Genomic DNA, 10,345 nt, shown 5'->3' with positions numbered 1-10,345 from the left:
TCGGCCAGTTTGAGCAATTCCGGGTCAGGCTTGGCTCGCTTGTTACGCTTTGCAACGGTCATCATTTCTCCTTGAAGGTAGCAGTGTCCTGCTAAATGACCGTTTACACAAAATTAATTACACCCTCGTCACCAAGGTCAAAATCTCTGCGGAAAATGGTACGCCATTGCGAATTACTGCCCCAACCTTGTGACAGGTCAATTGTGCGGCGTGCATTTCGCGTATAAGACCAATACAGGACACTTGTTTCAGCAAAGCTTTTTTTCAGCAAATGCTGAGGGGCGCGCACTTTCACGCCTGCACGACTAAACATCATATTCCCCAGCATGATGGCTGGCCACAGAGTAGTCAGCAATTCAACATCATCACCCTCGCCTTGCTCGATTTCGACAATCTCGCATTGGAAGGGATGAAAATGTTGTGGCCAGACCGCAGTAAAACCGATATGTTCAAACAAGGTAATGTAGTTGTCCAGCGTGATATGCCGTCCACTATCATACTTTGTATTATTTGCAGGCAAGGCACCTAGCATTAAGTCGCTCAAGCGTGATACAGAATAGAAATCATATAACTCATCCGTCTGTATTGGCGGCCAAGGCTTGTGCATACATGCACGGTTCTTTAGTTCCAGATACTTGACCCTGATATTTTCCAGCTCAGTCCATTTATCCAGGAACACATCCTGCCAGAGCGACGTGCCCTTGTAATCACGCATCCAATGAAATAAAGACCGTAAATTGCCGTTAAATTCCGATTCCTGTTCATACTCTGCGGGCGTGGCCAGCAATGCCAGTTCGCGCCTGGCTTCTTCATGCCCATGTTCAGCAGCAAGTTCAAAACAGGGCCGGGCTTTTTCCAATGATTCCCTGGTGCCCAAACCCATCTTGTACATCATTCCCTGACGATAATCTGCTGGAGGGTAGATCGATTTCATTGCCTCATAATATTCTAGGGCTTTATTGTACTGTTGAGCCACACCCAGGCCATGCTCATACATGAAAGCAACTTTGTACTTTGCCAGTTCTTTTTGTGCAAAATCATAGTCGTCTGCGGCGAGCTTGTAACAGGAAAAAGCCTTGCCCAGATTTTTCTCTACTATGTTTCCAGCCTCGTATCCAGCTTCATATAGCTCAGCCATTTTGAAAATGGCCTGCATATCATACAGATCAGCCGCTCTCTGAAAAAAGGCAATGGCTTTTTCCATATTCTGCTCAACACCTGATCCACTTTCCAGACATAAGCCGGCGGCATGCAAGGCTGCCGCCTGCTTCTGCCCAGCAGCGCGCTCAAAATAGTTGAAAGCCAAGGCAAGATTTTTTTCAAGATGTTCGCCCTGCTGATATTGATTGCCCAAGGCATACTGCGCATTACTGTCCCCGAGTTCAGCGGCACGCTGCCAAAGCTGTATTGCATAGGTGATGTTTTGCTCCACGTCTTTACCATCGGCATATCTTTGCGCCAGTTTGCTTACCGCGTCACCATCTTCACTCTCAGCCACTTTGGCAAAGAAAGATGATGCTGTTTCCTTGTTTTGCCTGACCAGGTGGCCTTGCAGATACAGTTCAGCCAGCTTCAATTGCGCCGTGCCATGCCCGGCACTGGCTGACATTTCAAGCAATTCCACTGCTAGCAAAATGTCTTTCTTGTCCTCTTTAGCATTAAGTATGCCCATTGCATGCGTAAATACGGCATCCCTGTCACATGCTTCTGGTGACAGCCGCAGCTGCTTAATACGGGCATCTAATACTTCTTCCCACAGGACGCCCATCTTATAAACGCCATTCGCATGAACCCGCCAGAATTTGGCGGCGACTTCGTCCTTCTCTGTGCCTTTTGCATAGTCAAAATTCTGAGCCAGGCCACGCATTGCTGGCAAGTAGCCAGCATCCGCAGCAAAGGTAAACAAGCTATGCCTTAAAGTCAAATCGCTTTGCCAAGTACCAAGATGATAGAAAGAAGGTCCATGCTCGCTTTTTGCCGCCTGTCTTTTTATCTGGTGACTGATTTCTGTATTTTTCTGTATTCCATTACCGTACTCCATCATCGAATATAGATGGAACATTGCGTTGGAATCACCTTGCCTGGCGCGCATGGCGACATCTTCCGCCACCGGATAATCAACGACTGAATTTCCTCGCTTGATCAATTTTATTTCTTCATCACCGACAAAGAAATAATCAAAGTAATCATTGACTTCAATCACCACGCACTTGCGATCACCATCTTCCAGCATATCAACCACCCTGACCTGCTCGCCACCAGGCAATTGCATGATGTCATTGATCTGCATCAGGCTGCCGTCTTCATAGGCAATTGCTACTGGTTGTCTGGGAAAGGTTTCTAATTCTTCCGGTAAAAAATCCAACTTGGACATATTTTCCTTTTTTTTCGTATGGCTACCTATATGCTATCAAACGCCATTTGGCATCAATCAAACAAATCCAGATTAGTCGGTACGCCAGAGGGCGAAACAAACACACCACGTCGACGTAGCTCATTTGAAACTCTAACCTGGCCAAATGCTGGCTGTTCAATTGCAAACGCTTTAACTGCATCTTCAACGACATTATCAACACGATTGCGCAGATTTTAAAAGCCAGGGTCAGGTCTGACATTCATACATTTCCAACCCGGCGGGCAATTACGCGCTGCTAATCGCAAAGCCGGGGTCAGGTCTGACATTCATACATTTCCAACCCGATGGGCGATTATGCGCTGCTAATCGCCCCTACACGGGCTGTCGCCGTCGCCCCGTCGCGTGAATGTCAGACCCTGTTTTTTCTGACCCCGCGCCCGTTCTTGACGAAGGTGTTTGGCAAGTGCATTGAATTTATTGTTGTAAGATCCAACCAGAGATAGCGTCTAAGGCTATAGGCGACAAAGTTTCCTCGATTTTTCCGTATTCAGCCGATGAACCGCTGGTCGCGGTTTGAAACAGATGATTGAGTTTAGGCAGTTCTTTGATGACGACGTTTTTGTTCGCTTTCATACTCGCCCGTATCCCATCGAGATTCATTTTAGCGGGTACTTGCAGATCCAGTTCGCCATTCAAAACCAGTGTTGCTTGCTTCACTTTCGCCAAGGTCGGTGCAGGGTCGTATTTGATAAATGTTCTATTCCAAGGTCTTTCCAATCTGCTTAATTGTCCTGCGCCTGCACCCTTGGCCAGATCACCGTTTTTTTCCGCCTGGTCGAAATGTGCTTTCAGTCGCTCGCTGATCGTCTTGTCGTCTGCGCCCGAATTCATAATGGCATAGGCTTCACGACTTACTTTCTGCGCTTTTTCGACTTCGGTTTGGCTCTCACCATTGGCAAGTCCAGTTAGTCGACTCTGCTCCAGTAGTACAGCATCGATGCGTATGCTCGGAGCTGCCATCAACACGATAAATTTCAATTTGGGATCATTTACCGCCAGCATGGGCGCGATCAGCCCACCCTCGGAATGGCCTATCATTCCCAATTTGTCCTGGTTGATTTCAGAGCGGGTGCGCAGATAGTCCACCGCTGCTTGCGCATCGTCGGCAAAGTCAAAGGTCGTAGCACTCTTGTAATCGCCTTTCGATGCTGCGATGCCGCGTTTATCGTAGCGCAGCACCGCGATCCCTTGTTTGCTTAAATGATCTGCCAATACCAGAAAAATTTTATGGTCTTTAATGGTTTCATCTCTATCATTGGGACCTGATCCATGCACCAAAACGACTGCTGGAAATGGGCCCTTGCCTTGAGGTAGCGTCAGTGTGCCAGCCAAACTTATCTTGGCTTTTGCATTTTGAAAACTCACATCTGTACTCGAATAGTTGCGCGGGCTTTTTGCTATTGCTTCTTCCTGTGGGCGCTTTTTCACTTGCGCCGCCAAAGCTTCGGCGTCTAAACGCGTAAGCTTAAGTTTAACTTGCTGTCCCTGTGTCCAGGTGCCGAGCCATGCTTTCTGTGTCTCGTCCCATTTTGCTTCGTAATTGCAATTGAGTTTCGCAATGCTAAAACGCATGAAATTTTCACCGGCTTCTACTTTGTCAGCTTTGATGGATTCGTTGCCATCGTCAGGACTGATGACCGTAACTTCGTGTTGTCCCGCTTGTGTTTTAGTGACGGAAATATTCAGACGAATCTTACCTTCTATTAAACCTGTCCAATCCCCCACGGGGTCTTCCGCAAAAGCAGGCAGACTGGCTGACATGGTGAACAGCGTGCTGCAAGTGATGAGAAATTTTTTCATTTGGTATTCTTTTTAAATAGTGTTTGTTTCGCTTACTTGCGCTGTGCCGGTAGCATCGATTGACCATCTCGCGTCAGATTACAATGTGTTATTTTGCCATCATTTCCTATTGGAAAGCGAATTTTAATGTCGGCTAGCAGAACATTGTTGAAGACGATAGTCAGCGTAGGGGTGACAAGCGAAGCGTAATCACCCGCAAGTTGGAAATGGACGAATTGTGTCAGACCTAACCATGGCGCCTCACCACAAATCAAGTTACGTCCTTGAAACCGGCCCGAACGGGTTCATGAAACGGAGCACTTGCACAGGTTCGTCTTCAAAAATTCTATGCTTTGACCACGTGCTTTCTCGGAGGTCCCAGCCTAGCTGGGTTCCAATTAGGCCCGAAAGTATCTCGTCTTTAATATCAATAAACTCCAGAGTCCGCCCCGCCTTACCGCCCTTGATGTGGTTTGTGGATACTTCGACCCATTCAACATCCCGGAATGGCATCGGCCCACTTGGCCCCTCTAAATAGCCATCTACTGGAATAGTCAAAAGCATTCCCCAATCACCTTCCTCCGTCAGATCGTCGTCTCTCCAGGCAACGCGAACCCAGCAGCTGAGTTTCATCACCAACCCGCATAGTGGGGACCAATACGATCTTGCATCTTTCAAAATTTTCTCCTCAATACCTCTAATTGGCGAGTTGGAAGTGTACGAATGTCTGACCTGACCCCGAGCCTTGTTAGAGCTGCCCTCACGCCTGCTACTCGTAAATACCATGAATCGACATCGGTAAATCCTCTGCGATAATTTCACCTGTCTTTGTTTGTTCAAGAAATCGCATTGCCGTAGCATTTGCACGACGTTTTAGCAGCGGTGCCACCTTATCTATTGCCACAATTTGACCAGATTCACTCTTATAAAAAAGCTTTGGCGCAGCTATTTTTTCTGAAAAGTCAAAACTTACGCCAGTACATTTTTTCCCCATCGTCTTAATACGAAACGTCATTCGGGCATCACGTAAAATTGTCAATAACTGTTCGCAGGCTTCATGTAAATCCTTGACCGGATAAATTCCGTTAGGGTTGAGCTTAATAGATCCGGTGTACTGGAAATCGAAAGTGCCAGCACTTCGATTGAGTCTGAATTCGGCATCCTCGTCGTAAGCCTCTTTTAAGTCAGGTATGACGGCATTAAGTTCTTCGTCAAGTGGTAAATCCAATCGCATTGTTTTACCTATCAACTGAAGGGAAATGTTTTCGAGCGATGCATTACGGTCTTTAGGCATCAGTTGAAAAGTCAGTCGTATGTAGTTTTTTCTTTTTTTATATTCTTCGAACCATCTAAGCTCCTTATATGCCGCTCTATATGACATCCACTGAGGATCGCGCACCGAGGCAATCGTGACTTGCTGGGCAGGCGCATTGGCGTCCTGCGCACAGACATTAAATGCAGTCAACATCATGCCAAAGGCTAAAATGTAAATTCGATTATTTTTCATGTTTAACTAATTTGCGAGCAACTTGCTCCATTTAATAAGCTAGCTCACACCGGCTCAAGGCCACGTAGCAGCAACAACAGTCCGGATGTAAAATCGGTTTCAAAGTCATACCGCAAGACTTGCAGTTCTGGTAGCGAGAGCACGCCAGCCAGGGCTGAGGCCGGGCGGCTGAGTGGCCATAGGCCAATCAGCATCGCCATCGCCAGGCGTACAAACCTGACATATGATTCAAATGGCAGCGTTGGCGCGCTGAGGTGCAATTGTTCTGCCAGACCCACCATCAAAGCCAATGAGTTCAGCTTGAATTCGGTCAGGCGTTCGCGCGATACGTTGTGTTCTATGATGGATGGTAAAACGCTGAACAGGCGACACATCAGCGGATAAGCCACGCTTGCACCGGCGAAAGCCTGGGCGATCTGTTCTGCCGTGGGCTGTGGTGTAATGGCCAGCCGCTCGACCAGTTCACCGCGCCACAGTACCGATTCCTCCTCTAGCAGGGCCAGCAGCAGCGCCTCGCGATTCTCAAAGTAGCGGTACACGTTCGACTTGGTCATCTGCGCCTTGCGCGCCAGCTCGTTCAGGCCCAGATCGCTGACCTCCGTGCCGCCATGCAGGGCCGCCTTGGCCGTTGCCAGCAAATGCGTGCGGCGCTCTTCTTTTTGTTCTGGCTTGCGTGCGCGCTGGAATGTTTCTGATGTTGTCATAAAAAATAAGCAAAAATAAGCGTACGGCCTGCCACTGTATCGATTACCGTCGTGCTTTACAAGAAACTGGCGGTCTTACACATTAAAGACTACTGGTTGTTCAATTAAGGCATTTTACCCGGAGCACGCTGTGCCCACCCCACTGATGGTCCGGCCAGAACTGCTCGCCAGGCTGGACCCGGTAGAAGCGCTGGCCGGGGCTTGAATCAAATCAACATAGTGAAGCTAAGCGCAAGCCCGGATGACATCATCTCCGGGCTTGCATTATGTTGAATAGTGATTTTTTTACAACCTGTCGATCATGATTCAATTTATACTTATGTCATCTCCACTGATAAAAAAATTCCATGCGCTCATTTTTGACTAAGGCAGCTCTGCTCGCCTTCCTGTTTCCTGTTGCATCCACACCGCTGCTGGCAGGCGCCTTGTATGAACGGGGCTTGACGACTATTCCGCAAAAGAACGTCCCGCCCACCAATCCGCTTGACAAGTTTTTTGCCACATTCAAACCGATGAACCTGGTTGAAAAGACGGAGTTATGTCACGGCATACAGCGTAAGCCAGGCATTTTTTCTGATGACAAATACGATATGTACGTGATCCGCACCAAGGTCTATGAAAAGGCCCCTGACGGTGACAGCTATCTCTTTGATATCTATGCGCAGTTCAACGATGATGCCGTCACCGCGACTTTCATTTGGAACGCCGAAACTGCCAGCGGCATGACGACCACTGACATCACGGTCAAAACAATGTACCAGGGTATTTGCAATCAAAGCGCCGTAGTCTTGCGGACCAAGGAAGAGCAACTGGCGATCAGCAGTAAAAATCCTTCCTTTGCCCCTGTCACGGCCAAACCCTGTGAACCAGAGAGGACGGCGCTGAAAGTAATTGAAGCCAGGCTAGCCAAGGCAGAGCTTGATGCCGAATTTGATCCAGGCAAACGTGAAATATACAGCAGCTCATCACCCGCCTACCGGATTCAGGCAGCAACTGAAAATGCCACTATCCAAAGCAGGCACAATGTCACGATTCAATCCATCATGACAGAGAAAGTGATGGCAGAAAAAACTCTGATGGATTGCAAAAACCCGGGCAAACAGCAAGCAACCGCGCCAGCTACACCTGCACCTGATCCACTGGACCAGATTCGCAAACTGAAAGCCCTGCTCGACGATAAAATTATCACGCAGGAAGAGTTCGACAAGAAAAAGGCTGATCTGTTGAAGTAAGAACTAGCCGATCCGATAAGCCTCGCACGACGCGCATTGTGCGGCTAGTGGACTGTAATAGTCCACTAGCTATTGCGACAGACGCTGCCTGGCGATGTCGCCCACTTTTTTATATTGGTGCGTTATCGTACGATTTGCGTAAAAGACTTCACATGCCACGCTTGTCCGGCATTACACGATAGGCCGCTTTGAGTGCACCTGGCTCACACAATGCCTAAGACAAAAACAGGCTTACAGCATCACCGGCACCCTGTCAAAGCAACTGTCACGCCCTGCCCTGTATATTTAATATCTTGCACGGCCTTGGATACGGCAGAGTCGGCGCAGGTGATTCTGAAAGCCCGGTTTTTGCTCATGCCGGGGAACTGGCCATCGCGTGGCGCAATGTCCAGGCTGTGGCTTGCGTCGTTCCATACAAACCTGATCACTGAAAACTGGCCTGCCTGATAGCCATAGCCGTCGCCAGCATCGTCATACAGTTCAAACTGACCGTTCTTGCCGGCATAGATGCGGATTTCTGTGGCTTCGTCACTCTTCTGGTCGGCGTATTGAATCACCGGCCCCAGCGGCAGGATACTGCCAGCGCGTACCAACAGGGGGATGGTGTCAATGTCGGCAGCGACAGTGATGGTCTGGCCGGCCTCGTGGCGTTGGCCGGTTTTGAAATCGTACCAGGGATCGGTACCCGGCAAGTAGACGTTTCTGGCTTTGGTTTTGGGCGTGGTGACGGGGGCCACCATCAGCGCCTTGCCGAACATATATTGATCGGGAATGTTGAGCGCCTGCACGTCGGTGCGGAAATCCATCACCAGTGGCCGCATCATGGTGCTCTTGTTGTGGGTCACGTTCCACGATGTTGAATAGATGTAAGGGATGAGCCGGTAGCGCAGTTTGTCGTAATCGATCAATATTTTTTGTGTCGCAGTATCAAATTTCCAGATCTCTTTACCAGCCGACGTACCGTGGATACGGAACATGGGATTAAATGCCGCAAATTGATACCAGCGGGTGAATAATTCTGCATAGGCAGCATCAAGCTTCCCCGCGCCAAAAAAGCCACCAATATCCACTGACCAGTAAGGTATGCCGGTGATGGAGAAGTTTAACGCTGCCGGTATCTGACGACGCAATACATCCCAGGTGCCAGCGACATCACCCGACCAGGTGATGGCGGCATTGCGTTGCTGCCCCAGATAGGCAGAACGGGTCAGGATAATCGGGCGTTTTTCGGGGATGTCTTTTCGCATGCCGTCAAACACGGCGGTGGTGTGCATCAATGGGTAGGCGTTATACACTTCAGCACCCGGGCCTGCCGCTGTTTGTATGTTGCGCAGCTCGCCCCAATTGCCACCCAGTTCGGCTTCACTGGCATCCAGCCACCAGCCGTCAAAGCCGACTGTGCCCAGGTTCTTCATGATCTGTGACCAATACATTGCCCGCCCTTTGGGACCATACGGGTCATACCATTTGCCCTTGCCTGCGGGATACACATTGTTATACACCGGTGGGAAGATGGCACCGGCCTGCTCCAGTTCAGCCAGATTGGCCGTGCCGACATCAAAACGCGGCCAGACGGAAATGATGGCGTGGATATTTTGCGCATGCAGTGTGGCCAGCATGGCCTTGGGGTCAGGATAGCGGCTGGCCTCCATCACATGGCTGCCCCAATTAACGGGTGCCCAGTATTGCCAGTCCTGGACGACGGCATCGAAAGGAATTTTCAGCTCGCGGTATTTGGCGGCAACGCCCAGTATTTCTGCCTGGGTACTGTAACGTTCTTTGGATTGCCACAGGCCCCAGGTCCAGCGTGCCATCATCGGTGCGTCGCCCGTCAGGCTGCGGTATTCGGCAATGATCTGGTCGGCGTCGGGGCCATACATAAAGTGATAATCGATGCCACCACCCGCTTCTGAACGAATGCCCAGCAAGCCGTGGTTCTGCGGCAGGCGCACGTCGACATTGGTGACCGATGCATTGTTCCACATGATGCCAAAACCCTTTGATGCCAGCAACATGGGAACGCCGACATCGGTGTTCACCTGCTGTAAACGCACCGAGCTGCCGGTATAGTCCATCAAGCCATTCTGATGCTGGCCCAGACCATAAATGGCACCGCCATCACGAATAGCAAATTGCTGGCTGACTGCGGACGTGGGTGTCGGTTTATCTGCCAGCACACGCGCACCGCCGGGTTCACTCACGATCTCGTTGCCGGACTGATCGTGGAAAGACAGCGTGCCCTTGTTACGGTCAATACGCACCTGAAGAAAATCCGTGGCGATCTGATAGGCTGCCGGTGTTTCGCTGATGCTCCATTTGACTGATGTGGGCTGCGCTATCACCACAGGATTGTAGGTGCCAGGCCAGGCCGCATCCTTATGGAATCTGACCCGGATGTCCCGTGCGGACCAGGGTTCCAGCGTGATCGTGCCTTGTGCCGTCTGGGCGACGATACCTGTTTCTGTCTTGGTTATGGTAACTGACGACGCTGCTTGTACCGTACTGGCCGATGGCTCGGCTGCGATGACAATGTGGGGGGTGCTGTATGCGGCTAACGCCAGAATTGAAATGCACAGAGGTCGGACACAAGGGGACATTTTTTCTCCACTATTATTTTATTGGGTGCTCCTACCCAGAGAAAATAAAGGCTAACCACATGTCCTAATGAAATCCAATCACATTTTGCTTGTTGCTGATACCGATTCGA

General features: G+C 49.8%; 7 protein-coding genes and 1 pseudogene. 1 reads left to right on the top strand and 7 read right to left on the bottom strand.

Going from position 1 to position 10,345, the window contains the following annotated elements:
• Nucleotides 1-103 precede the first annotated feature (103 nt).
• From ACO0LM_RS23400 to ACO0LM_RS23375, 6 genes and pseudogenes are all read right to left on the bottom strand, one after another.
• The gene (locus ACO0LM_RS23400; RefSeq protein WP_423040461.1) at nucleotides 104-2,374 is read right to left on the bottom strand and encodes an SEL1-like repeat protein; all 2,271 of its coding nucleotides are present in this window, start codon (nucleotides 2,372-2,374) and stop codon (nucleotides 104-106) included.
• An 80-nt stretch (nucleotides 2,375-2,454) separates the two neighbouring features.
• Nucleotides 2,455-2,589: pseudogene (locus ACO0LM_RS23395) on the bottom strand (IS481 family transposase); the annotation flags it as partial.
• Between the two features lie 241 nt (nucleotides 2,590-2,830).
• Nucleotides 2,831-4,216, bottom strand: a complete 1,386-nt coding sequence (locus tag ACO0LM_RS23390; RefSeq protein WP_423040459.1) for an alpha/beta hydrolase family protein — start codon at nucleotides 4,214-4,216, stop codon at nucleotides 2,831-2,833.
• A gap of 255 nt (nucleotides 4,217-4,471) precedes the next feature.
• Nucleotides 4,472-4,828, bottom strand: coding sequence for a hypothetical protein (locus ACO0LM_RS23385; protein ID WP_423040457.1), 357 nt, complete (start codon nucleotides 4,826-4,828; stop codon nucleotides 4,472-4,474).
• Nucleotides 4,829-4,964: 136 nt separating this feature from the next.
• A complete protein-coding gene (locus tag ACO0LM_RS23380) occupies nucleotides 4,965-5,702 on the bottom strand; it encodes a hypothetical protein (protein ID WP_423040455.1) in 738 nt (245 codons plus the stop codon).
• 44 nt (nucleotides 5,703-5,746) lie between these two features.
• Nucleotides 5,747-6,406, bottom strand: coding sequence for a TetR family transcriptional regulator (locus tag ACO0LM_RS23375; RefSeq protein WP_423040453.1), 660 nt, complete (start codon nucleotides 6,404-6,406; stop codon nucleotides 5,747-5,749).
• Between the two features lie 347 nt (nucleotides 6,407-6,753).
• Here ACO0LM_RS23375 and ACO0LM_RS23370 point away from each other — a divergent pair, with 347 nt between their 5' ends.
• A complete protein-coding gene (locus ACO0LM_RS23370) occupies nucleotides 6,754-7,638 on the top strand; it encodes an SHOCT domain-containing protein (RefSeq protein ID WP_423040451.1) in 885 nt (294 codons plus the stop codon).
• A 239-nt stretch (nucleotides 7,639-7,877) separates the two neighbouring features.
• Here the strand turns inward: ACO0LM_RS23370 and ACO0LM_RS23365 are convergent, their stop codons facing one another.
• Nucleotides 7,878-10,235, bottom strand: a complete 2,358-nt coding sequence (locus ACO0LM_RS23365) for a glycoside hydrolase family 31 protein (RefSeq protein ID WP_423040449.1) — start codon at nucleotides 10,233-10,235, stop codon at nucleotides 7,878-7,880.
• Nucleotides 10,236-10,345: the final 110 nt, after the last annotated feature.

It is taken from the genome of Undibacterium sp. Di26W, from assembly GCF_049340265.1.
GTDB lineage: Bacteria > Pseudomonadota > Gammaproteobacteria > Burkholderiales > Burkholderiaceae_D > Undibacterium.
Note: the sequence above shows the minus strand (reverse complement) of the source record. Positions and strands in the feature narration are given on the sequence as shown.

Coding starts and splice junctions, on each gene's coding strand:
- ACO0LM_RS23385 (WP_423040457.1), bottom strand. CDS start 4,828: ATGAAACTCAGCTGCTGGGTTCGCGTTGCCTGGAGAGACGACGATCTG.
- ACO0LM_RS23390 (WP_423040459.1), bottom strand. CDS start 4,216: ATGAAAAAATTTCTCATCACTTGCAGCACGCTGTTCACCATGTCAGCC.
- ACO0LM_RS23370 (WP_423040451.1), top strand. CDS start 6,754: ATGCGCTCATTTTTGACTAAGGCAGCTCTGCTCGCCTTCCTGTTTCCT.
- ACO0LM_RS23380 (WP_423040455.1), bottom strand. CDS start 5,702: ATGAAAAATAATCGAATTTACATTTTAGCCTTTGGCATGATGTTGACT.
- ACO0LM_RS23400 (WP_423040461.1), bottom strand. CDS start 2,374: ATGTCCAAGTTGGATTTTTTACCGGAAGAATTAGAAACCTTTCCCAGA.
- ACO0LM_RS23375 (WP_423040453.1), bottom strand. CDS start 6,406: ATGACAACATCAGAAACATTCCAGCGCGCACGCAAGCCAGAACAAAAA.
- ACO0LM_RS23365 (WP_423040449.1), bottom strand. CDS start 10,235: ATGTCCCCTTGTGTCCGACCTCTGTGCATTTCAATTCTGGCGTTAGCC.